Raw genomic sequence first — 24,102 nt, forward strand, 5'->3', positions numbered from 1 at the left:
GCATCGCTGCGCCCACAAGGGCATGTACAAGATCTGGTAGGTGCCAACTACTCTACGTCTGTTACAAATACACTCCGCTTGCGCTGCTGCTGTTTGCCGGGTTGATGTTGAGCATGGAACCAACGCCCGCGGCTACAGCGCGCAATCGATCAGATGCTAGGGCGGAAATATTCGTACGGTCTCCGCACCGTTGCTGAGGAATTCGGACAATACCCGGCGTGCAGGATGATGACGGCTCGGATTAAGTTATCGAAGCGTAACGAGGTTGATCGCGCCTTTAGCCGTGCGAGGCTCGATGCGCTGGAATCGCTTTTGAATTCGAAAGTCGAGTGGGTGCTGACGCGCCACGAGCAGGCCGCGTTGTCCACGCGGCGACTTACGAGCGGTTTGCTGACCACCGCCCGGACGCGTACATTGCACCTCGCGGACTTGGCGCTCTTAACCTCTCGATCGCGGCTGGCCATGCTCAGGTTCGCCCAAAGTCGATGGCACCCGATAGGCGATCATGAGCAGTCGAGAGCGATGTTCTCAGCACGTCGGTTCGATCGTATCGATGAAACCAGGTACGAGGGCGTCGTGACAGATCGCATGTTTCGCGAGTATTGTTTCGGTTGCGAGGATCGGCCACGCGCCTGCATTTTGGTGACGACCAAGCGGAAACTCGCAAGGCCCGTTGCTGGACATTATCGAGCAACCGGAGCGACGCCGGACGCTGATAGCGTCTCGGTCCAATCGAGACGGTTCGATCGTCTACGCGTTCGACATCCATCTCCAGGAGATTGTGAGATGATGTTCTTCCACGTTTGAGATTTCGATTGCGTTTAAAAAACCAGCTTCGGCTTGGGAGGACGACTTGGCGACAGAGAGTGAAATCTTGACATCGGTAAGGCCGGGCAGACCCCCAGCGGATTCTCCCGTGCTTGGTACATGGCGGCTCTGTTCCTACGTTCGTGAACGATTGTCGGACGGACATCGTCACAATCAATTCGGCGAGGGCCCGGTCGGCTACATTGGCTACGCAGCGGACGGCAGGATGTACGCTATCTTCACGCGGGATGATCGGGTCGTACCTCGCAATGTGGTGCCCACCGCTGAAGAAGGCGCGGAACTGCTTGGCACCATGGTCGCCTATGCTGGCGCGTTCTCGTTGGGGGAAAACGTCGTCGTCCATCACATCGACACATCGTGGAACCAGACGTGGACCGGCACCAATCAAATACGATACTTTGTGCTCGAGGGAGATACCCTGACTATCACGACCGCTCCGTACAAAAGCTATCTGGACGGCACCATGGGGCGATCGATACTCGTGTGGAACAGGGTCAAGTAATGCCGCTGCCTCAGGTTACGCGAGATCTGCGGGGCGTATGTCGCGGTCGCAGGTCGCTTGAGCGCTCTTGCGGGTGCTCGCGTGCTGCCGGGCAGCGGAAGCTCTGACTAAAAACAGTCAATGACGTTACTGTGGCCAAGGGCTAGGCATCTGGAATGCAAAATTTGCCACGCAACGGAGCGCCGACCTCTGGAGGAGAGCGCATGTGGGAAATGCAGCTATGAGAAACTGGCCGATTGCACCGTTAGCGTTGGCTCAGCAAGAGCGAGCGTACCTGGAGCGGCAAGTTCATCTCATCGTGCTGCCCGGTCGTGGATCACCGAGCAAGTCTGCGGCATCCAGCGTCGCATCGCCCAGAATTTCTATTTCACTCGCACCGCACCTAGTCACGGTGTCGGGCGTTGTCGACCTCGGATACGCGTCCGATGCTGCTCCAACCGCCCCTCAACCAGATGCCGGCGCTCGGACTAGCCGGCATCGCGGCCCTTACCGGAAAGGCGGAACAGGGATGCCGCCGATGTCAGCCGGAAGAGTGGCTGGCCTAAGGCTCGGTCGCGAAGCCGCCAAGTGCGCTGACAAACGCCTGATCTGTCGCCTAGCCGCAGCAAAACTGCGCTTTGTCGATGCTATCGAAAATCCCGTCGCACCCACGGGCTTGACTGGCGTAACAACCTCAGCTGGCGCGCAGGGCGCCTCGCTCGAACCCATGCGAAACCCGATCGTCACGGTCAGACCATTTTACCGGCAAATCCTGCCCTCCTATTGCTCGAGTTCCTCAGCTGGTTGCGAGACGATACACTTGTTTCCAGCCGTGACGTCTGATCGATTGCGGCCACAATCGGCAAGCACTTCGAGACTGCCTTGAGATCGACGACGCATCCTGCCGGTGCAATCGGAATCGTAATCCAGTGGGGCCTCAAGTTGGGGGCAGCTCGACTTTTGGGATATTGCCAACATCAATTCCGATTGCCTGAGCCTTCTTAAGGATCTCCATGGCAGTCCGAACAAGTGCATAGTCCACTACCGTCGTTGACTTGTACCGAATCGCGCCCTCGCCGCGGGCGGTAGCCTCCGCCAAGGCGGATATGACGTCACACGCCTCATTGATCTCATCCTGCGTTGGCGAATAGACCTCATTAATGACGGGGATATGACTGGGATGGATCGCCGACGCAAACGATGCGCCCATGCGCTTCGATCTTTCGCCGATTCGACGCACTAACTCGAGGTCACCCAATCGTCCCGTCATGGCGCCTTCGACCTGTATAATCCCGGCAGCGCGAGCCTGCAGCGCGGAATAGGCTCCGAAGTAAATCCCCTCTTCAGTCGCGTGGTTAAGGCCCAGGGAGCGAGCCCCGTCTCCACCTGGGGTCGGACCGCCAGAACAGCCGGCGCGTTTGACTCGCTGGGATGCCATGCAGAGATGGTAAATCCTGTACATCCCCAACGCAGATTCCGGGTGCGGCCAAATCTCGATTCGGCCGGCCGGCAGCCCCCGCGACCTCTCCATATCCCCAAGCACAAGGTCCAGAGCGGCAATCTCTTCCGGATCTTCAGTTTTAGCCGGTGCCACCCCGTCGAGGCCATCGACTACAACCGCATTAAGATCGTCTAGCAGATGGCCTGTTCGCCAACCATTGAGCCTCACAAAACGCCCGAAGGGGCCAGTGCTTAGGTCCGCGATAGCTGCCGCGACCGCCTTGCGAGCTCCAGCCTTCTGAGTAACCTCGACCGAGTCTTCGAGATCGAAGATTAGGGCATCCGCTCCATATTTGGGCGCCTTTAACATCCAGTCGAGTTTGTCTCCAGGCACGTAGAGCATCGAGCGATACCAGCGAGCGTCTCGATATGTCTGTGGCATAATCTCTTCCTCGTTTGGAACTCGCATTACTAACGCCACATCAAGGTGAGAGCCTTTTGTCTGGGTCGATCGTTGTGGCTTGGCTATCGTTTGCATATCGGAATTGGCTGCACACCTACCTTTCCTTGTAGGCTGACATCGCGAGATCAAACTAGGCTGCACACTGACGCCACAGGTCTGCACATGAAGGCCTGTCACCTTCCGTTCAGCACGAGCTGTGGAGCAGGTTGCGTAGAGCTTGAATCGCAACGGTTTCTGTTTCTACCAAAGTGACGCCGGTGCTACCGGTCTCACTGATCGGCTTTACAATTGCAGGCAAGCCGACCCGCGCAATGGCGTGCCGAGCCACGATCTCGCATTTGCGGAAATGGGTCGGTGTCACTTCGATGCCGCTGTGGCCGGCTTCGACCACGAAGTGCCCCATGCGGCTCGGCTCCAACATGACGCGGGCGACCGATCTATCGGCGTATGGGATGTGAAGTGAGACCAGCGCCCGTACCGTTCTGCGACGCCCCGCTTCTCGGACTTCGAGGGCTCCTTGGAGCAGTTCGCCGAAACGCAGGTGGCAGAACCCTATGCCGCATGTTTTCGCGACCAAAGGATGAACACTCCTGTGCGTCTGAAGTTTCAGTGGGATCTCGATCGCGCCTTGCCGTGGCGGCGTGACCAAGCCGCAAAGGGCCGGTACTAGCATTACAGTTGGTGCGCCGGGAGACCGGCAAGGAGTAAGTGGTGGAAGTCCACTGCGATGAAGGAGTAGCGACCCACATCGGCCCCGAGCCGTGCGCAGGCGTCCGCGAGGATGTCGGCGAAGCGTCGGCAGGGGAGCGCATAGGCCAGCCATCGAGCCGCGAAAGAATGTTTTCCCGAGAGCCGACGCTGTCAACTGAGCGGAAGGCAACACGAAGGGGCGCGATATCGCGAGCGCCCGGTCGTCTCGGCGTGGTCGCAGACCCTGGCATGTGCAGAAGCTTCTTGTACGGGAACCGGGAGCTCTCTTGGTCGGCCAGATGCTCATGGAAGCAGCCTGGTCCGCGGCGGGAAGGCGAGGAGCTGTAGCCGCCGATGAACGATCAGGAGAAGTCTGACTCCGCCATAGTAGCTATGAAGTCGCCGAACAATGCCGGAGGTGCGGTGGCGGAGGCGATGGAGCGAAGGGCGGGGACCAAGGGAAACGCGAGACAGCAAAGCACACTCCGGACACGGGGCCGGGATCGTGTGATCCAGGAGCTTGATCGCGTACGGCAAGCCGCAAGGCAGAGGAAGAAGGAGCGGTTCACCGCGCTTCTCCACCATATCAACACAGACACGCTCCGTATGGCTTTCTACGCGCTCAAGCGCAAAGCAGCCCCCGGCGTGGATGGTGTGACATGGCAGGACTTCGAGACAGATCTGGAGCCTCGGCTTGCGGATCTGCACCGGCGGGTCCACGGAGGAGCGTACCGTCCCCAGCCGTCACGTCGGACGTACATCCCGAAGACTGACGGCCGGGAGAGAGCGTTGGCGATCGCTGCCTTGGAGGACAAAATCGTCCAGGGCGCGACCGTCATGGTGCTCAACGCCATCTACGAAGGCGACTTCGTCGGCTTCTCATACGGGTTTCGACCCGGTAGAGGCCCACATGATGGGTTGGACGCCCTGGCGGTAGCGATCACCACGCGGAAGGTGAACTGGATACTTGACGCCGACGTGCAAAACTTTTTCGGAAGTGTGAACCAAGACTGGCTGGTCCAGTTTCTGGAACACCGCATCGGCGACAAGCGCATCATCCGCCTGATCCGTAAATGGCTGAAGGCGGGCATTCTCGAAGACGGGGTCGTAACTGTGGACGACAGGGGCACGGGGCAGGGATCGGTGATTTCGCCGCTGCTCGCCAATGCTTACCTGCACTACACGTTTGATCTCTGGGCCGAACGCTGGCGACGGCAAGAGGCCCACGGCGACATGATTATCGTGCGCTATGCCGATGATCTCGTGGTTGGCTTCGAGCATGAGGACGACGCTCGCCGTTTCCTTGATGCGATGCGTGAACGGTTTGAAGCATTCGCGTTGACGCTCCATCCAGACAAGACCCGCCTGATTGAGTTCGGTCGCCGTGCGGCGGCCAATCGCAAAGGGCGCGGCCTTGGCAAACCGGAGACCTTCATGTTTCTGGGCTTCATCCACATCTGCGGTAAGTCACGCCGGGGGAACTTCCTGCTCGAAAGGAAGACCCGTCGCGACCGTCTGCGGAAGAAGCTTCAGGACATCAAGGAAGAGCTGCGACGACGGATGCACCAACCGATCCGTGCCCAGGGTGCATGGCTGAGACAGGTCGTCACCGGCCACTTCGCATACTATGGGGTTCCTACAAATGGGCGGGCGCTCTCAGCGTTCCGCTACTGTGTGACCGATCTTTGGCGTCGAACGCTTCGGCGGCGAAGTCAACGAGGCGGCTTCACGTGGGACCGTATGACGAGGTTGGCGGACGAATGGCTCCCACAACCCCGCATCCTCCATCCCTGGCCACAGCAACGCTTCGCGGTCACATACCCAAGGTAAGAGCCGGATGCCTTAATTGGGCTCGTCCGGATCCGCGCGGGGGGCGCTCAGCAATGAGCGTCCCTACCGCGAACAATTTTTTCCTGAGATGGGCTTTGCGCGCGTTGGCCTGGTGGGCCCTACGCCAAGACGACCATGCGAGGATATGGGCGTGCGGGATGCGCCGCTGGGCAAGCTTCATGGCGAGGCGCCGGATTTCCTGGATCGACCAGCGGATCAAGAACGATGCTTCGGTCGAGGCCGCGGTCGTGTTTTTTTAAGCAACGACCCGGTGTTGGCCCGATGACGGATGACGGCCATCATGGCGAAGGCAAGCATGACGAGTGCGACATGGCGATGCCAGCCATGCCAGGAGCGGGTTTCGTTGTGATCAAGGCCGAGCTCGTTCTTGGCGGTTTCGAAGCTGTCCTCGATGGCCCAGCGATGGCCTTCCACCGACACCAGCTTCTGCATGGACGTGCCTTTGGGGCACCATGTGGAGAAGAAGGCCAAGCTGCCGTCGGCGATGTTGCGGCGGATCAGAAGACCCCGCGTCCATTCCCCGGCAAGGTCGTCGTTGTATTCACCGGCGTCGAGATCGGCCAGCTCGAGATAGGCCCAGTCGTGCCAGCGCGGCCCTTTGATCCCCTCGCCGGACGCCAGGCGGCGCCAGGCCTTCTTGGGAAGGCTCTGCGCAATCGCGGAGGCGGTGCCGGCGACAGGCTGCGGCTTGCCCCAGGAACGGAACACATGATTGGACGCAACACCCAGAACATAGCCCTTGCCCTCCTTGCGCAGCAGGGTTTCGATCTCACCGGTGCCATACACGCTGTCCGCGGCCACGAACGCGAACGGCACCTGTGCGGCGATCGCGCCAGCGATCATGTGACGCGCGATCTTGGGCTTTGTCGCAAAGCCCGCATCGCTCGGGACATGCGCAGCCTTCAGGCGAGCGGGGTCGTCCGTCCAGTCCTTTGGCAGGTAGAGTGCCCGGTCGATGAAGGCATGGCCATGCCGCGACACGTAGGCGGCGAACACTCCGATCTGGCAGACCGTATGTTCGTTGTCAGAGAGGTGGCTCGTCCGCAGTATGCGATGAGCGAGGGTTGCGCCGGGTGGGCCGGCACCGAGCCTCTCGCATAGGAGGACGAGCCGTGCGGCAGGATAGCAAAATCTACGTGGGACTGGATACGTCGAAGCTACAGATCTCGGTAGCCGTGGCCGAGGCGGGACGCGATGGCGACGTGCGCTTCATCGGAGAGATCGATAGCGCGCCTGATGCGGTGGAGCGACTGGTTACGAAGCTCGCCAAAAGGCACCGGGACCTCGCCTTTTGCTACGAAGCCGGTCCGACCGGCTACGGTCTCCATCGTCAGATCACACGGCTTGGCTACGACTGCATCGTGGTTGCACCATCACTGATTCCAAAGCGGCCTGGAGAACGGGTCAAGACCAACCGCCGTGATGCGCTGACCCTGGCCAAGCTGCATCGTGCGGGAGAGCTGACCGCGGTCTGGGTACCGGATCCGGAGCACGAGGCGGTGCGAGAACTGGTGCGTGCCCGAGAAGCCGCGATGGAAGATCTGCGGCGGGCCCGTCAGCACTTGCAGTCCTTCCTGCTACGTCACGGCCGGGTCTTCACCGGCCGTCAAGCGTGGACCAAGGCGCATACACGATGGCTGTGCGAGCAACGCTTCGAGCATCCGGCGCAGTATCTCGTGCTGGCCGAGTATCGCCAAGCGATCGAGGCCGCCGAGATCAGGCTCAAGCGCCTGGACGAACAAGTTGCCGAGGCGGTGAGCTCATGGTCCATGGCTCCAGTGATCGCAGCCTACCAGGCGCTACGCGGCGTCGCCTTCCTGACCGCGATCACCTTCGTCACCGAAATCGGCGACGTGCGCCGCTTCGACAGCCCGCGCCAATTGATGGCGTATCTCGGCCTGGTGCCTTGCGAAAACTCCACGGGGGAACGCATCCGGCGCGGCGGCATCACCAAAGCTGGTAATGGCCGGGCGCGCCGCGTGCTCATTGAGGGCGCCTGGACTTACCGTTTTCCCGCCCGGATAAGCCGCCTGCTGCAGGAGCGGCAGGCCGGCCTGACGAAAGCGGTGTGCGACATCGCCTGGAAAGCCCAAGTCAGACTCTGTGCTCGCTATCGCAAGCTGATGGCACGTGGCAAACGCCAGGCAGTCGTCACCGTGGCCATCGCCCGAGAACTGGCCGCCTTCCTCTGGGCTATCGGCCGAAAGGTGGAGCCGCACAGCGCAACCTGATCGCTTACCGAATTAGCCAACGCTTCCTTCCACCTCAACACAGGAGAACTCTCAGGAGCGACATCATTGTTGCGCATCGCTGGGGGCAGAGCCCCGGTTGGGGAACTCTCGCACCAATTGTGTGGCCGACATTGTCGATGCCCGCTGGCAGATCGAGGCAACCCCGGACGAACAAACGGAAATGCGGTATCCAACCCGCGTATCAGAGTCTGCAAACCGTCGTCTCAGCGGCTCTGCCTCCTGCGCTGCGTAACAATCATCCAATTGGCAACTCCGGGATAAACGGAGATCGCACTCTCATGCCAATAGCCCTGGACTGGTGATCTTGCCCGCCGAGCCAGTGTACTGGCGCGCAAGCTCGCATAACGCTTTGCCCCGTTTCAAAAAGCCGGTCTCATCGATGACCAGAACCGCGTCCTCATCGGGCAGCGTTTCCAGCACGTATTCACGGACAATATCGCGCAGCGCATCGGCGTCCCACTGCCCCCGACCCAGGATCGCTTGCTGGCGCCACGGGCCTGGATCGCCGGCCGCTTCCGCCCGCATCCAACCTGTCTTGCGCGGCTCGTTGCCCAACAGTCCGTCGAGAAACTGCCCCGCCGCGGCCGCGACACGCTCCTGCGTAAACAGCGGACGGATGCGTTGCTTGATATCTCGCAACGCCGAAGCCCACAGCGTCAGCGTATCTTCAACTGACGCGCCACCAATCATCAGATCCCGAATCATGGTCGCCCATGGATTCAGAACCTTCAGGAAGATGCAACTGTAATGCTAGGGCTCGGACTCAATTGATCCAATAGGCAACGATGGCGGCGAGATGGACGGCAGCCAAGAAGTTCCTGGCTAGTTTGTCGTAGCGAGTTGCGACACGCCTGAAATCCTTGAGGCGGCAGAAACAGCGCTCGATAACGTTGCGCCCCTTGTAGGCGCGTTTGCTGAAGCTGTGGAGAGTGACCCTGTTGGATTTGTTTGGAATGACGGGCTTGGCACCACGATCGACGATTTCGGCTCGAAAGCCGTCGCCGTCGTACCCTTTGTCGCCAATGAGGGCAGACATGGGTGGCGCGAGTTCCAAAAGGGCTGGCGCTGCGGCAATATCAGCGTCCTGGCCTGGAGTGAGATGAAATGCGCAAGGTCTGCAGTCAGGGTCGCTCAGCGCGTGGATTTCGTGGTCCGCCCGCCGCGCGAGCGGCCGATCGCTTGTTCATGCTCCCCCCTTTTCCGCCGCTCGCCGAGCGATGCGCTTTGATCGTGGTGGAGTCGATGGACAAAGTCACGCCGTCTTTGCCGCAGCGGGCGAGCGCTTCAAAGATCGCCCGCCAATGTCCGGGCCCAGCGATTGAAACGATTGTAGATCGTCGTGTACGGACCATAGTCCGGCGGGCAATCGCGCCAGCGTGCGCCGCACTGAAGCATGTGAATGATACCGCTGATGACGCGTCGATCGTCGTCGCGCACCGGTCCGGTCTGGTTCGTTGGCAGATGCGGCTCTATCAGAGCCCATTGCTTGTCGTTGAGCCAGAACAGTCCCTTGCGCATCGAAGTCCCCCGCGTGGAATCAACCCGCTGCGAGGGAATCACAGTTCGCTAATTAGGTACAGACCCTAGTCCCGGCATTAGCTGGAGCGGAGTCCTGCTGTTCGGGTCGCAGGTTTGTGCCGCTCTTCCGACTACAAAGGAGCTGCCCATGACGGAGATCGTAGATGAAGAGTGGCGGCCGGTCACAGCGTGCTCGTGGAACGAATGCTGGCGCTGGCATCGGCGCGACGGATCAGAACTATCGCAGAGCGGGCGCAACGATCGTGGGCTCGGCATGGAGGGGCAGGGCAGGGACATCATCTACGATGGCGTATCGCCGGTTATCTGATAGGCCTCGGTGCTATCTGGGAAGACGTCGCACGGGCGGATTGAACGCAGCCGTCAAGCACGCCACGAGTTTCGTCCATAAGGACCGAAACAAGAGCCTGTCGGACTACCACGCGATCCGGCAGGAACTGGGTGCGGCAAAGGTCCTCGTCGAGACATTACCGCCGTGCGGCTGGAGCTTGCCTCAAGCTCGATGAGCTGTGGCGGGCGGTAAGCCGCACAGCGATATCCTGTTTCCTCTGACCGAGTTCAAGGTGCATGCCACCGAAGTTGCCAACAAGGTTGCGGCAGCCGCGCTCACAGTCACGGGAGGTTACGGTTACCACCGCGCGCAGTGTCGCGATGCTCATGCGCTATTTCGAGCACATCGCCGCCGCCCGCGCCACGATCAAAATAGCTGCCGAGTCATTCTGCCGCGGTTATCCCGCCACCTGCGGGCGCCGTGCTTCTTCCGGGCGGACCAATCTCCAATCCAGCCCTTCGAACAAGGCAGCGAACATCGCCGGCGACATGCGCATCACCCCGTCCGCGATCGTTGGCCAAACGAACTTGCAACCTTCGAGGCGTTTGTGCACCAACACCAGACCCGTTCGATCCCAGACCAAAATCTTGATCCGGTCCGCTCGTTTCGATCGGAACACGAAGGCTGCGCCGCTGAACGGATCGAGACGAAGCATCTCCTGTACCTTCGCCGCAAGCCCGTCGTGGCCACAGCGGAAGTCGATCGGCCGCGTGGCAACGTAAATCTTCAGATCAGCACCGGCCGCGATCATCGTGACGCTCGCACCGCACGGATCACCCGGGATAGCTGGTCAGCATCTATGGCTGTGTCAGTCCGCAGCACGACATCGCCGATCGCAATCTCAAGCTTGACCGCCGGAGCCCGACGCTCCTCCAACGCATCTTCCACAACCAGCGGCGCAAACGTTGGTGGAGACGCCTCGCACGGCGGCAACATACCTCGCTGTCGAAGCCGCCGTCGCCAATCGTAGACCTGCCAGCGCGTCACTCCGTGCCGCGCGCTACCTCGGATACCTGGACGCCGGGCAACAGACTCTCCGCGGCGATCCGAGCTCTCTCAGCTTCCGACCGCACACGACGTCCTGACGGCCCTTCAAGAATCTCCAGCCGGCTCACCGACCCCGCCGATGAGCCGTCCAAATAGACGTCCTTTTTGCTGTCCAATCCCATCCGAAGCCTCCGTCCTAACCGGAGGCTTCTTCGCACAGCCATCCCAGTCCCGAAGCAAGGGTTCCCGCTTAGCGCTTACTGTTGATCTGCGACTTGCGGAGCTCAGAGAAGATCATCCAACTCAAATCCGCCGAGTTTTCAAATTGGGACCTTGATTGCTGGTCAGAATAGTCTGCCGCCTTTGGGTTGGTTTGCAAGTTTTGCGGCACCTCTGAAGCAATCGGGTCCACCCGCGGAAGTGAGCAGCGCGTGCGCTGGCGCATCAACGCACTCGATATAGAGCCCGGCGTCACGCTCGACCCGCCGGCGTGGAGCGGGGGCGCACGGCTCTTGAACGCCGTCGTGGGCTATAAGCGTTCAGCTCCCTGGCTACTTGACGCATTGCCTAGGAGATAAAATGCGTAATGATTACTGAACTAGCGCAGGATTTGCGCGGTATCCTGTCGAATTTGAAGAAGTTCAGCATGGGAGTAATATACAACACGCGACTGTGATCCCATCGGGCCCCGTTGTCACGCGGGTGCGGCGGGATGAGATGAAGCTCTTGTCTTTGAGCGAGTGTTGGATCGGGCGGCTAACGAGGGACACGCCAGTATGTTGGTCGAAGTAGGTGAGCGGTTGAATACCGATCAAAACGGTCACACAGAAGAATTGTCTCAATTCGAGCATGTGCGCCGGAAGCATATCGGCCGCTATGTCAGCGCTGCCGTGGTTCTCGCGGCCGCTTTATGGATCATTCGGGCATTCGCCCATGGTCAGATCGAGTGGTCTGTTGCTGGGCAATACCTCACGGCGCGAACCATCCTGGTCGGACTCGGTAACACCGTATTGCTGGCAGTTTTGGCAATGTTGCTCGGTGTTGCGATAGGCGTGGCCGTCGCGATCATGCGGTTTTCGGCCAGTCCGATCATCAACTGGGCGGCGCTTGGTTATGTGTGGCTCTTTCGCGGCATCCCTTCATTGCTGCAGCTGCTGTTGTGGTTCAATCTTGCGCTGGTGTTTCCAACGATGGGGATCCCAGGATTGTTCGAATGGCGCACGGTAGATGTGATGACGCCGTTTGTTGCGGCATTGCTTGGACTGGGGATCAACCAGGGTGCTTATACATCGGAAGTGGTGCGCGCCGGACTGTTGTCCGTCGATGATGGGCAATACGAAGCCGCCAGCGCGATCGGAATGCATCGTCTTCAAGCGCTGCGCCGAATAATCCTACCCCAAGCCATGCGCGTTATCCTGCCGCCGATCGGCAACGAATTTATCGGCATGGTCAAGTGGACGTCGCTGGCTAGCGTCATCCAGTTTTCCGAGGTTATGTATGCGGCAGAGACAATTTACTACGTGAACAGCAGGGTCATCGAACTGCTTTTTGTCGCGGCCTTTTGGTATTTGATCGTCGTCACGGTGCTCTCTTTCTTGCAGACACGAGTGGAGCGGTATTTCGCCCGTGGGTCAGGACGTGCTGCTCAATCACGCTAACCGGGACAAAAACATGGACCGTATCCTTAAAGCCGTTGACGTGCGCAAGTCCTATGGGTCGTTCGAGGCGCTTAAGGGCATCGATCTGGAGATCAACCGCGGCGAGGTTCTGTGCCTGATAGGGCCATCTGGCTCGGGGAAGAGCACCTTCCTGCGCTGCATCAACCAGCTGGAAGTTATCAATGGCGGAGCGTTGTGGATCAACGGGGAGTTGGTCGGCTACCGCCGCGTCGGCCAAAAGTTATATGAACTCTCGGAGCGCGAGGTCGCTCGGCAGCGACTGGCGACCGGCATGGTGTTTCAGCGCTTCAACCTGTTTCCGCACAAGACGGCCTTGCAAAACGTCATCGAAGGTCCGATCCAGGTACTCAAAGTTGAACGTAGGCAAGCCGAGGCAGCCGGTCGTGAATTGCTAGACCGTGTGGGACTTGCGCAAAAATGTGACGCGTACCCGGTCGAGCTCTCTGGTGGGCAACAACAGCGTGTGGCGATCGCCCGCGCGCTTGCGATGAAGCCAGCGCTCATGCTGTTTGATGAACCCACTTCTGCACTGGACCCCGAACTGGTTGGCGAAGTGCTCGCGGTCATGCGCGACCTCGCTCGGTCGGGGATGACGATGGTCGTCGTTACACACGAACTCGGCTTCGCGCGCGAAGTTGCAAACCGAGTGCTGTTCATGGACCATGGGCTCGTCGTCGAAAGCGGGCCCTCCAACCAGATTCTCGGTAGTCCGACACACGCTCGCACTCGAGACTTCATCTCAGCCGTCCTGAGTTGATTGAGCGTACAGAGCCTTTCGAAGTGACACAGAAGGGCGCTTATATGCCACGAAAAATTGACGTTTGTCTCGTGATGATTGGACTTGCCCTCGCGGCAAGCCTTGCCACCGGGACGGTGTACGCCCAGGATGCACAGAAGGTCATCAATGCGGGCACGATCACCTATTATCCGCCATTTGCGTTCAAGGATCCCAAAACTAATGAGCTAATGGGATTCAACCACGACTTGTTCGAAGCCATGGCAAAAAAGCTGGGTGCCAAAGTCAACTGGATCGAATTCAAATACGCGGACCTAGCCAGCTTTGCTCCGCTTAGTTTCGTAAACGAAGTCGATAAAACTCACGCCGACTTTGCGCCTTTCGGGCGTATCGGTCAGCGCATCGCCGGCATCCGAAAAAAAGATCTCGGCGAAACGCTCAAAAAGGCGCTGGATGAGCTGATCGCCGATGGCACCTATGTCAAGCTACTGCAAAAGTGGATGATTGTTCCATTGGGACCAACGTCCTCGATCAATGCGGGCCCTCAGCTATGATAATCCCAAGGTGCGGCTCGAGTCATTGCCTCGGGATGAGCGCTTGCGGTCGCTAACTCGGCGAATTCGACCATCGAATTCCGCCGGTCCTTTGCCAAGAACAAGGACCGGCTAGGCTTGGGTGTAATCCACGGGCGATTCATATCCCCATTCTCGCCGGATAGTAGGAGGTAATAGGCATCCCGAGCGCGTACGGCCGGCGGAGCCAAACTAGATGCGGTAATGGGCCCGGCTCCGGAGCAAGGGGTCATGATGGTGGCTGTCCCCCGATAGATGATGAAACGGGGTCACGACTTGAGTCGGCCCCAAGCATCTGGAGACGGAGGACAGCCGTGGAGAATTATGCCGGAATCGACGTGTCATTGGAACTGTCGAGCGTGTGTGTTGTGGACGCCCAGGGTAAGATCCTGAAGGAAGCGAAGGTCGCAAGCGAACCCGACGCCTTAGTTGACTTTTTTGAGACGCTCGGCTTTGCAGTGAAGCGGATCGGGCTGGAGGCTGGGCCGCTGTCGCAATGGCTGCATGCAGGCCTGAAAGGTGCAGGATTTGAAACAGTTCTGCTGGAAACGCGGCACGTGAAGGCCGCATTATCTGCAATGACGGTCAAGACGGATCGCAAGGATGCCCGCGGGATCGCCCAGTTGATCCGGATGGGATGGTTTCGGCAGGTACACGCAAAGTCGGTTGATGCGCAAGAGATCCGGGCACTCCTGATCGCACGCAAACAGCTTCTCGGGCGGCTGATCGATGTAGAATTAAGTATCCGAGGGATTTTGCGCGGCTTCGGTCTGAAGGTTGGCCCGGTGACGCGAAGGAATTTTGAAGCGCGGATTCGAGAGTTGGTTGCAGGCCAGGCGACATTGGAGCGCATTGCTGGTGCGATGCTTTCGGCACGATCGGCCCTGAAGGCAGAATACGGAAGACTACACAAGGCTGTGCTGGCAATTGTGCGTGATGATGCAGTCTGCCGCCGGCTTATGACAGTACCAGGCGTTGGCCCCCTGGTGGCCATCACCTACAAATCGGCGATTGATGATCCTCATCGCATTGTAAAGTCAAAGGCAGCAGGCGCGCTGTTCGGGCTCACGCCAAAGAAATATCAATCGGGAGAAAAGGACGTCACGGGCGGAATCACGCTGGCCGGCGATGAGACGGTGCGGACGGCCTTGTATGAAGCCGCCAACGTTCTGTTATCGCGCATCACGCGGTTCTCAAAACTCAAACGCTGGGGGATGGACGTCGCCAAGCGGAGAGGCTCGAAGCGCGCAAAGGTCGCCTTGGCACGCAAGCTCGCAGTGATCCTGCATCGGATCTGGGTCGATGGCACGACTTACCGATGGGCCGAAGCGGGCTCAATCGCAGCATAGAAGACGTGGAGGAGATCGAGAACGCAACCGGGATGAACTGAAGCCCGGTGCCCGAAGTCCCGTCGCCGGGACGGTGGATGCGGTGAAGCCGTTACACACCCAGTGGCCGTCGTCCGACGAACCACGCGTATCTAGATAGGCTCTACCGCTCCCTCTGACAGCATGATGTGGCGGCCAGGCGTCGACCACGAACAGAAGCATGAGCTCGGCGGCGTGGCGTTCACTCGGGAGGCTTGACATCATCGGGCCCATTACAGAAGGGTCTGTACCTAATTAGCGAACTGTGATTCCCTCGCAGCGGGTTGATTCCACGCGGGGGACTTCGATGCGCAAAGGACTGTTCTGGCTCAACGACAAGCAATGGGCTCTGATAGAGCCGCATCTGCCAACGAACCAGACCGGACCGGTGCGCGATGACGATCGACGCGTCATCAGCGGTATCATTCACATGCTTCAGTGCGGCGCACGCTGGCGCGATTGCCCGCCCGACTATGGTCCGTACACGACGATCTACAATCGTTTCAATCGCTGGGCCAAGCGCGGACATTGGCGGGCGATCTTTGAAGCGCTCGCCCGCTGCGGCAAAGACGGCGTGACTTTGTCCATCGACTCCACCACGATCAAAGCGCATCGCTCGGCGAGCGGCGGAAAAGGGGGGAGCATGAACAAGCGATCGGCCGATCGCGCGGCGGGCGGACCACGAAAATCCACGCGCTGAGCGACCCTGACTGCCGACCTTGCGCATTTCATCTCACTCCAGGCCAGGACGCTGATATTGCCGCAGCGCCAGCCCTTTTGGAACTCGCGCCACCCATGTCTGCCCTCATTGGCGACAAAGGGTACGACGGCGACGGCTTTCGAGCCGAAATCGTCGATCGTGGTGCCAAGCCCGTCATTCCAAACAAATCCAACAGGGTCACTCTCCACAGCTTCAGCAAACGCGCCTACAAGGGGCGCAACGTTATCGAGCGCTGTTTCTGCCGCCTCAAGGATTTCAGGCGTGTCGCAACTCGCTACGACAAACTAGCCAGGAACTTCTTGGCTGCCGTCCATCTCGCCGCCATCGTTGCCTATTGGATCAATTGAGTCCGAGCCCTAATGCAGTCCGGCTGATTTTGGCAAGTCTACGAGACCACGCAAGAGCGGCCCTTGATTTGGAGGCTGCGCGCTGGACACCGAGGGGGGGCGAAAATTCTCTGATCTGACATAGCTCAGGAGTGTGGATAGCGGCCCAACAGTCAAGCACATCGATGCTACGTTGGCCGTCGAGCGGGACGTCAATGGCTTGCTCCACAAGAGCATCTGAGCATACGCCACGAGCGTCGGCAACCTTGGTCGTTGAGCTCGAGCTCTGGTTGCTGAGAGCAGTTAATTGAGCGATCTATTACGGGACAATACCTCACGGTGCGGACATCCTGATGGGACTCGGCAACATTATTGCTGGCAATGTTGTTCGGTGTTGCGATAGGCATGTGCAAAGGATGTCGACCGAATCGTGCGACATCTTGGCTGCTGGATTGCGTGACAGCTATACTAATATCACCGCTTATTAGCTTGCTTCTGCCCTCCTCGCGCAGCAGTGATCTCGTCCGCGCATTCCGCCCAATAGCGAATGGGAGATGGAGCAAAATCAGTCTTTTTCGATGTACACGTCGGCGAATAGCATGTCGTTCAGCGAAGCCATCGTCGTGACCCCTGAGGGAGGGACGCGCTTTACCAAAATGGACAGCAGACTCTCTTCTGACGCCAGCGGCTCAGAGCCAGGTCCATGGCGGAGTTCGGACGCGTCACCGCTCACTTCTGAATCGCGGTCAAGGGGCGAGGACGGCGAGGCATCACCGGACATACGCGATTACATTGGAATAGCGGATCGCGGCGAGAGCGCCAGCCGTGAGCAGGCTGCACAGACAACAATCTTGTTTGACTTGCCAAGTTGTCCTTGTCCCCGCTCGCGGGACCAAGCCAATCCCAGTCCAATCGCGCCCAGCTTTTTGCTCATGACCTGCGCAATCGCGTGAGTATCTACTACCCGGCACAGCCTTTTGAAGCAGATCTCAGATTTTGGATCTGGGTGTCTGTTGATGCGCTTCGCTATGCTTGAAATCGATGGCCTAAACTTCGTTAGAAATGCGATCAGGCCCGTCGTGCTTCCCGCGCACAGATCGGAAGGGTTGCTCAAGCATGCGGCGGACCCGCACAGGCTCAGGACCAATATGGTACGCCATCGCCTGACGGTCCAGGTCACGCTCCGAGAGCGTCGAGCGGTTGCGCTGGCGCAAATAATCTAGCCAAGTCGGGCAATGAAAGCGCTCCGTCCACAGTTCGGGATTAGCGATGTCGCGCGCGATCGACCACGCATAAGCGCCGTTGCGTTTCCGGAACATTTGCACCTCCTGCATCAGATTGTGAAATGGGCGCGCTTTGTCTTGCGCAACGCGATATTCGATCTCGACAACAAGCGGCCCGCTCCGCCCACTGAGCGGAAGCCGCACCGTGGGGACGGCCAGCGCCTCGCCATCGTCTTCTCGCGCAATAATCGGGGGCATCTTCAGCCAGAGCCCTAGAACCGGTGAGGCGACCATCAGGGCGGCCGAGATTAGGAGTGCCATTTCAACCCCCACAGCATCGGTCAGTTGGCCCCATGCCCAGCTACCAACAGCTATGGCGCCCGAGCTCGCTGTTTGATAAGCGGCGACGGCGCGCCCAGCTACCCAGCGCGGGGCCGCTAGTTGCACGCCAATGCTGAAGAGCACCCACGCCATCATCCACACCGCACCTGCCGAGACCAGCGCGGTTGCCGTCAATACCGGGTCGCGGCTAAGCGCCACTGCAGTAACCGCCCCGCCCATCGATAGCGAGCAGGCTCGGATCGCAGCTTCGCCGCTCATCCGTTTGCACAGCTCGTTGATGAAAAGCGAACCGATCACTGCGCCCAAGCCAAAAGCACTGAGCATGATGCCATAAGTTTGCGCGCTGCCATGCAGGAGATCCCGCGCTACCAGCGGCATCAGCGCTGTAATAGCGCCGCCGATTAGGCCTGTCGCTATTGAACGAGTGAGCACGATTCTGGTCGCTGGCGAATTAACGATGTAGCGCACTCCCGAAACGATGGCGCGGTTGAGCTTTTCGGGCGGCAGCCGCGATGGCTTGGAGATGCGTTTCCACAGGGAGAGGGCGAGCATCAGCGGCAAATAGAGCAAGGCGTTGAGCGCGAACGCGGCCATCGCGCCCCATGCAGCCACCACGATTCCGCCGATGGCCGGACCGATGCTGCGTGCGATGTTATAGCTGATGCTGTTCAATGCCACCGCCGCAGGCAGAACTTCCATTGGGACCAACTCGCGCACCGAGGATTGCCGCGCGGGCCCTATCAGCGCCATACTGGTGCCGAGGGCAAAACAGAGTGCTAGTAAATGTTCGGTGTGACCAAGCCAAGCCATGTGAGCATCGTCAGGAAGGATGCGCCGACGAACGCAATGCCTAGCGAGACTAGCGTAACAACCCGACAATCGTGCATGTCTGCAATGGCGCCAGCGGGCATCGCGATCAGCACTACAGGAAGCAGCAAAGCCGTCTGCACCAGCGCCACTTCGTTGGCTGATGGCGTCATTTCGGTCATTGCCCAGGCGGCGCCGACGCCCTGGACCATTATGCCCAGATTAGAGAATAAGCCTGCCAGCCAGATGTTTCGGAAGGTGGCATAGCGAAGCGGTGCGGTGATGAAGAAGTCGACGCTCGACGTCTTTGAATGGGACGGATCAGTCATCTCGACTTTCGGAACGCCTGCGCTGTCTTCTTTTGGACTCAACAATGGTAGTGCAAAGAAGTGTGTCGTCAGCAACAGACAAGCATTTTTTCTAGTCCGATAACTTTGCGCAAACTGGTATGAGGCCTTAAACTCCCGCACGAGCTAGCTCAGCCAAGACGGCCAACTTCACGCCACGCGAAGCTTCCTCTTTCGTCCTGCAATTTCCACGATAGCCTTGTTACCGAATTATTGCAGCCTCTAATGTTAGCCAGAACGACAGCACTTTCCCAGACTATCTACCGTGTTGTTCTTTCCTTTTTGCTCTTTCTTGCGCGCGGCGCGCTCAATTCTGACAGAAACCGCGGTGATCTTGTCCGGCAATGCAATTTATCGGAATCAACAGGCTTAACAACATGAGCAGCAGCATCGAGCCGGGAAGGTTGAGGCTCGCAGGTCATGTTCAAACGACGCTCGAAGCGATCTCGCTAAATCTTGATCTCTTTTGAACAGCGATTTGAAGAGCTCTTCAGCCTAGAAATCTGGAAACATAATTGTAGACGGAAAATGGTGCGTGTTTTTTGCATTTCTATGCGCACACGCGACGAAAAACCGCCTGACGAAAGTGGAACGGGCGCTGTCAATTCTCAAACGGAACACCGCCATTTTCGCGATCAATTATTATCAGCCCCTAAATCACAGCAAGTGGAAATCGAAATACCACGTCGTGCTCATTCCCAAATGCCGCGAAGACGCACTACAGCGAGCCGACGCAGCATCTCGGGGAGGTGTTCCGTAGACTTAAGATGCAGAAGGAGAGCAGAGCCGAGGAAGGTGATTTGATGCCGGATCACGTTTAATGGTGACCTCGATCCCATCCACATAAGCTGTTCGCAAGCGATCAAGTACATTAAAGGTAAGAGGGCAATCCACCTGACCAAGTCTAGGGAACGAAAGCGCAACCTAAAGGCCGCCTTCATGCGGCCAACAAATCGTCGAGGCGTTGGCGTCTCGTTGCCGCCTTGAGCGGCTCAATTCCTAAAGCCCCCGAATTAGCCGGAGCTGCTCCCGAGAACAAAATCCGGAACGGCCGTGCTGGGAAGCACTTCCATGGCCAGAAACGTTCGAACGACCCTCATGCTTCGATCGCTTGTGGCGCAGAACGCCAGCGACCGCAGCTCTGCGAGAACTAACCTGTACGGCGGCTATACCGTGAGCCGGCGCATCCGCAGGCGCGTCGGGGAGCCATGACGCCCGGCACCAGAGAACCCAGCTTTGCGGCGGTGATTTGATCGGTTGGGATGGGCTTTCGCCTTCGTTGCCCCCTACAATGTGGTGTGATTGGCCACGTTAATAGTGGAGGCTGATAGCCAAGGTGTCCGGCTTCGCCAAGAACTCTGCGATCCGTGCTGACGCATCGCAATGGACAACTGAGTCAGTGACTTCCTCGATCTTGTCGAAGAGCCCGAGCCGCCGCCGGCGTTGATCAGCGCGCCGACATCGGTATCGCGCGCCGTCACCACGCCGTCGAACGGCGCGGTGCCATCTCACTTCGGCGGCAAGTCCGATGATGAAATTGCCTTCGGTGCGCCGAAGGGGTTCTTGGAATTCGTTGGTCAGCATGAAAGCAGCCGCTCTTCAGTTCGGCCGACTCGCATAACGCCGAACCTGGTGCGGGCGAACTCAGTGCCTTCTCACGCCGCAGCGACGCGCCGATCATACGGTACAGCTCGGCCTTTATCGTAGAGCTGCAAACAAAAGACATCGATCACGAAGACTACGTAATCTAGCAGACGTCATCATCAAGATCGCCGGCTGCACCGGCCATCGGCGAGCTCCTGGAGCAGCTGCCCTGGCATCGCTTCGTTCGCAACGGGGTCGGCGGCCTGCGCTTAGCAATGAACTTGGCTTCCGCTGGCCTGGAGCGTGGCGAAAACGTTACCTTGCGCCCGAAATAGAGCGGATTTACTGCGAGGAAGGCCGGAAAACAACAAAAATATGCGCAACAATACAATAGTCTCTGGTTCGGCCATCAGCTCACAAGAACCAGCAGGTCGCCCGGGTTATTGATTCGTAGGAAGCCGTTGCGACGGAAAGATTGAGAGAGCGGAGTGAAATATCGCAGCTTGGGTCTAGGGTTGAGGGTTTCGGCCATCGGCATCGGTTGCGCTCCCATGATCCGCAATGGCAATTTTACCTATGGGTATGCTGATGACGATGAGTCTGTACGCACAATACACGAAGCGATAGATCGTGGTATCACTCTGTTCGATACCGCCGACGCCTATGGGCCCTTTCAGAACGAAATGCTGCTTGGTCATGCGATTAAGGGAAAGCGCGCCGGACTTGTCATCGCGACCAAATTCGGCGATCGCTGGGACGGCTCAAAGTCTGTTGGCGTTGACGGCAGTCCGGAGAATGCCCGTCGGGCTTGCGAGGCCTCGCTGACACGGCTCGGCATCGACACAATCGATCTATTTTATCAACATCGCGTCGATCCCAAAGTCCCGATTGAGGAAACGATCGGCGGGATGGCTGAACTGGTGAAGGAGGGCAAAGTCCGATTTCTCGGATTGTGCGAAGCCGCCGCCGCGACGGTTCGTCGGGCGGCCAAGATACATCCGATATCGGCGCTACAAAGCGAATATTCCATTTGGGAGCGGGACATTGAAAGGGACATCCTGCCGACCTGTCGCGAACTTGGAATCGCATTCGTCCCGTATTGCCCGCTCGGACGCGGGTTCCTGACTGGGGATATTCGCAGCCTAGACGATTTGCCTCCGAATGATCGTCGCCGTGAGGACCCACGCTTCTCCGCCGAGAATCTCCCTCACAATCTTAGGATCGTCGACGCGGTCGCAATGGTGGCGGCTAAACATGGCGTCACGATTGCTCAGGTGGCGCTCGCTTGGCTTTTGGCCAAAGGCGACGACGTGGTGCCGATTCCTGGAGTCAAACGGCGTGAGACGATGCGCGACAGCGCCGAATCTCCAAATCTCAGGCTAACAAAAGAGGATCTCTTGACCATTGAGGAAGCCGCGCCCGTCGGCGGCACGCATGGGCCGCGATATGTACCGTCGAAGCTGGCGCAGCTCAGGCTCTAAATGTCGAAAGGTTTGTGCGGTTCGGATTTCAGAACGGCGAGATCATGGCGTTACTGAGCGAAAAGGCACTGTGGTATGAAGACTCAAATCTTCGGCGACTTCCGCGTCGACTCCATCAACGAGCTCGAATTTTCGGTCGATCCGGGCTGGTTGTTCCCTGGCGTGACGCCGGAAGACGTTGCGAAACATGAGCACTGGCTGGGGCCCCGTCTCGTGGAACCGGAAACGCGCAAATTGAAACTTCTTTCGCATGCGTATCTGATACGCACGCGACACCACACCATCCTATTCGATACATGCTGCGGCAACGACAAGGAGGCTCCAAGCACACCCTGGCATCGATTGCGGACCCTCTTCATCGAGAACCTTGCGCGAGCAGGCGTTCTTCCAGAACAGGTCGACTACGTCATGTGTTCGCACCTGCACGCCGATCATGTCGGCTGGAACACGCGGCTACAGAATGGTAAATGGGTGCCCACATTCCCTAACGCCCGATACCTGATCAGCAAAGGCGAATTCGAGTTTTGGCGCAACGCCATTGAAACGGGCAGCACGCAACCGAGCAGGAAACAGCCTTGGACCGAAAGCGTCTTACCTATAGTCGAGCACGGCCTTGCGACGTTCGTGGAAGATACCCACGGCTTCGAGAACGAGATGCCGGACGAAATTCGGTATATGCCCCTGTACGGTCACACCAAACATCACTGCGGGCTCTACCTCCGATCTGGGTCCCAGGATGCGATCTTCTCCGGCGACGCCATCCATCACCCGATCCAGCTCGCGCGCCCAGATTTTATTCATGCCCTTGACCGCGAGGCGGGGATCCAGGTGCTACGAGACCTGATTGCCCGCTGCATCGATACGTCGACGAAACTATTGCCAGCCCATTTTCCTTCGCCCACGGCAGGCCACGTGGTCAGCGAGTCGGGCCACGCCCGTTTTCGCTTTGACGCTGATTAAGAAGGAGCATCAGTAAAAGGTTGGTTTTGTGAGCAACAAGCCATTTCGGCCGGGCGCCCGAAGGAGCCCCGGTGGTTGAACAGCTAGGCCTGCGGCTGGATTAGTCGTGCGTTAAGAAGCCGAATTGAGCGGGGTTCGACGGGCGAGCATGCGCCATAGCTGGCACAGGACGAGTGCGGGCATCACGACGATTGCATCGGGCGCCGAACTGATACATTGCGACGCGGCCGATTAACTTTGGCTGTGGCTGCGAAGCTGCAAGAGACGTTGGTGTCGTCCGTGAACAAGCCTCTAAGCGATTGTACGGGAGTCTGTTTTTTGGATGCGGAGGCATTTGAGATTGCAGGGATTGGGAGTTTGAGAAGCCCAAACCGTGCAATTTTGTTTTATGGATTTTCTTTCATTGACGGACCATGATTCTGTGTTGCATCGGAGGGGAACGATGCGGCCGAGGAAGCATAAGACAACGGAATCGAACGATCTGTTCGGGGCACGGCTGGACCAGATCATCAACATGAAGCAGGAGCTGGTTCTGCTCGCTGGCAAGGTCGATTGGGACTGGATCGACGGCAAAATCGCGCTATAGCGAGAACGGCCGGCCCGGGATCGAAGACCCGCTTCTTGATTGGGCTTTTGCTCAAGCACATTACGGGTTGTCCGATGAGGGGGGTACGACCGCCGGTCCATGACCGCAAGCGGCTCGGCGACAAGCTGGAGCTTTTGCTGGCCAAGAGCCTGCGGGTGGCTCACGAGGCGGCGGGTACGTGGCCAAGACCTCCACCGGGTCGCTGTGGACACCACGGTGCAGCCGAAGCGCCATCACCTTTCCGACCGATGCCAAGTTGATGCACGCCGCCATCAGCGGCAATCGTATTCTCGCGTGGCCAAGCCCGCCGCGATGATGGCAGGACGCTACGCCCATGCAAGCAGTTCAGATGGCATCAGCGGCAGTTGCGTATCTTGCGAAGCCGGCTGGGCCGGATCATCTGCGGCATTCGCCGGAAGATCGGGGGCCAGCCTGCGCTGCAGGAGGCGTTCACCCTTCCGCTGAGCTTAGCCACCCGATCCGCTCGCAGCAGCAGCGCCGTAGCGTCGTTC

The 24,102-nt window shown here is 58.8% G+C and carries 14 protein-coding genes and 7 pseudogenes; 13 read left to right on the forward strand and 8 right to left on the reverse strand.

Annotated features, from left to right (window positions below; genetic code table 11):
* Positions 1–916: 916 nt before the first annotated feature.
* Positions 917–1,330, forward strand: coding sequence for a lipocalin-like domain-containing protein (locus ACRQ5Q_RS10310; protein ID WP_439397516.1), 414 nt, complete (start codon positions 917–919; stop codon positions 1,328–1,330).
* 916 nt (positions 1,331–2,246) lie between these two features.
* Here ACRQ5Q_RS10310 and ACRQ5Q_RS10315 read toward each other — a convergent pair.
* Together ACRQ5Q_RS10315 and ACRQ5Q_RS10320 are read right to left on the reverse strand one after the other, a co-directional pair.
* Positions 2,247–3,191 (reverse strand): HpcH/HpaI aldolase/citrate lyase family protein, encoded by a 945-nt coding sequence (locus tag ACRQ5Q_RS10315; protein ID WP_439397518.1) that lies wholly within the window; start codon positions 3,189–3,191, stop codon positions 2,247–2,249.
* A gap of 205 nt (positions 3,192–3,396) precedes the next feature.
* Positions 3,397–3,615: a hypothetical protein gene (locus ACRQ5Q_RS10320; RefSeq protein ID WP_439397520.1), complete on the reverse strand. Its 219-nt coding sequence runs from the start codon at positions 3,613–3,615 to the stop codon at positions 3,397–3,399.
* Positions 3,616–4,256: 641 nt separating this feature from the next.
* On the opposite strand from ACRQ5Q_RS10320, the gene ltrA reads away from it, so the two are divergent.
* A complete protein-coding gene (gene ltrA / locus ACRQ5Q_RS10325) occupies positions 4,257–5,732 on the forward strand; it encodes a group II intron reverse transcriptase/maturase (protein WP_439397464.1) in 1,476 nt (491 codons plus the stop codon).
* Positions 5,733–5,948: 216 nt separating this feature from the next.
* Here the strand turns inward: ltrA and ACRQ5Q_RS10330 are convergent.
* Positions 5,949–6,767 (reverse strand): annotated as a pseudogene (locus ACRQ5Q_RS10330) (IS701 family transposase); the annotation flags it as partial.
* 98 nt (positions 6,768–6,865) lie between these two features.
* On the opposite strand from ACRQ5Q_RS10330, the gene ACRQ5Q_RS10335 reads away from it, so the two are divergent.
* Positions 6,866–7,984, forward strand: a complete 1,119-nt coding sequence (locus ACRQ5Q_RS10335; protein ID WP_439397466.1) for an IS110 family transposase — start codon at positions 6,866–6,868, stop codon at positions 7,982–7,984.
* 315 nt (positions 7,985–8,299) lie between these two features.
* On the opposite strand, the pseudogene ACRQ5Q_RS10340 reads toward ACRQ5Q_RS10335, so the two are convergent.
* Together ACRQ5Q_RS10340 and ACRQ5Q_RS10345 are read right to left on the reverse strand one after the other, a co-directional pair.
* Positions 8,300–8,710 (reverse strand): annotated as a pseudogene (locus ACRQ5Q_RS10340) (transposase); the annotation flags it as partial.
* A gap of 58 nt (positions 8,711–8,768) precedes the next feature.
* A pseudogene (locus ACRQ5Q_RS10345) lies at positions 8,769–9,523 on the reverse strand (IS5 family transposase).
* A 148-nt stretch (positions 9,524–9,671) separates the two neighbouring features.
* Here ACRQ5Q_RS10345 and ACRQ5Q_RS10350 point away from each other — a divergent pair.
* Entirely contained in the window at positions 9,672–9,851 is a 180-nt protein-coding gene (locus ACRQ5Q_RS10350; protein ID WP_439397521.1) for a hypothetical protein, read from the forward strand.
* A 418-nt stretch (positions 9,852–10,269) separates the two neighbouring features.
* On the opposite strand, the gene tnpB is transcribed toward ACRQ5Q_RS10350, so the two are convergent.
* Positions 10,270–10,623 carry an IS66 family insertion sequence element accessory protein TnpB gene (tnpB, locus tag ACRQ5Q_RS10355; RefSeq protein WP_080134255.1) on the reverse strand — a complete coding sequence of 118 codons (354 nt, stop codon included), beginning with the start codon at positions 10,621–10,623 and terminating at the stop codon, positions 10,270–10,272.
* A gap of 1,012 nt (positions 10,624–11,635) precedes the next feature.
* On the opposite strand from tnpB, the gene ACRQ5Q_RS10360 reads away from it, so the two are divergent.
* The 5 genes and pseudogenes from ACRQ5Q_RS10360 (at position 11,636) to ACRQ5Q_RS10380 (ending at position 16,281) form a co-directional block, all read left to right on the forward strand.
* Entirely contained in the window at positions 11,636–12,517 is an 882-nt protein-coding gene (locus ACRQ5Q_RS10360) for an amino acid ABC transporter permease (protein WP_439397523.1), read from the forward strand.
* Positions 12,518–12,530: 13 nt separating this feature from the next.
* Positions 12,531–13,295, forward strand: a complete 765-nt coding sequence (locus ACRQ5Q_RS10365) for an amino acid ABC transporter ATP-binding protein (protein ID WP_439397525.1) — start codon at positions 12,531–12,533, stop codon at positions 13,293–13,295.
* Positions 13,296–13,318: 23 nt separating this feature from the next.
* Positions 13,319–13,828 carry a transporter substrate-binding domain-containing protein gene (locus tag ACRQ5Q_RS10370; RefSeq protein WP_439397527.1) on the forward strand — a complete coding sequence of 170 codons (510 nt, stop codon included), beginning with the start codon at positions 13,319–13,321 and terminating at the stop codon, positions 13,826–13,828.
* Positions 13,829–14,160: 332 nt separating this feature from the next.
* Positions 14,161–15,195 carry an IS110 family transposase gene (locus ACRQ5Q_RS10375; protein ID WP_439397461.1) on the forward strand — a complete coding sequence of 345 codons (1,035 nt, stop codon included), beginning with the start codon at positions 14,161–14,163 and terminating at the stop codon, positions 15,193–15,195.
* Positions 15,196–15,520: 325 nt separating this feature from the next.
* Positions 15,521–16,281, forward strand: a pseudogene (locus ACRQ5Q_RS10380) (IS5 family transposase).
* 1,025 nt (positions 16,282–17,306) lie between these two features.
* On the opposite strand, the pseudogene ACRQ5Q_RS10385 reads toward ACRQ5Q_RS10380, so the two are convergent.
* Together ACRQ5Q_RS10385 and ACRQ5Q_RS10390 are read right to left on the reverse strand one after the other, a co-directional pair.
* Positions 17,307–18,961, reverse strand: a pseudogene (locus tag ACRQ5Q_RS10385) (MFS transporter).
* 1,329 nt (positions 18,962–20,290) lie between these two features.
* Positions 20,291–20,563 carry a hypothetical protein gene (locus ACRQ5Q_RS10390; RefSeq protein WP_439397529.1) on the reverse strand — a complete coding sequence of 91 codons (273 nt, stop codon included), beginning with the start codon at positions 20,561–20,563 and terminating at the stop codon, positions 20,291–20,293.
* A 488-nt stretch (positions 20,564–21,051) separates the two neighbouring features.
* On the opposite strand from ACRQ5Q_RS10390, the gene ACRQ5Q_RS10395 reads away from it, so the two are divergent.
* The 4 genes and pseudogenes from ACRQ5Q_RS10395 to ACRQ5Q_RS10410 all read left to right on the forward strand — a co-directional run.
* Positions 21,052–22,044 carry an aldo/keto reductase gene (locus tag ACRQ5Q_RS10395; protein WP_439397530.1) on the forward strand — a complete coding sequence of 331 codons (993 nt, stop codon included), beginning with the start codon at positions 21,052–21,054 and terminating at the stop codon, positions 22,042–22,044.
* A gap of 75 nt (positions 22,045–22,119) precedes the next feature.
* Positions 22,120–23,004 (forward strand): MBL fold metallo-hydrolase, encoded by an 885-nt coding sequence (locus tag ACRQ5Q_RS10400; protein ID WP_439397532.1) that lies wholly within the window; start codon positions 22,120–22,122, stop codon positions 23,002–23,004.
* 442 nt (positions 23,005–23,446) lie between these two features.
* Positions 23,447–23,652 (forward strand): annotated as a pseudogene (locus tag ACRQ5Q_RS10405) (IS5/IS1182 family transposase); the annotation flags it as partial.
* 36 nt (positions 23,653–23,688) lie between these two features.
* Positions 23,689–24,092 (forward strand): annotated as a pseudogene (locus tag ACRQ5Q_RS10410) (IS5/IS1182 family transposase); the annotation flags it as partial.
* Positions 24,093–24,102: the final 10 nt, after the last annotated feature.

It is taken from the genome of Bradyrhizobium sp. PMVTL-01, from assembly GCF_051861855.1.
GTDB lineage: Bacteria > Pseudomonadota > Alphaproteobacteria > Rhizobiales > Xanthobacteraceae > Bradyrhizobium.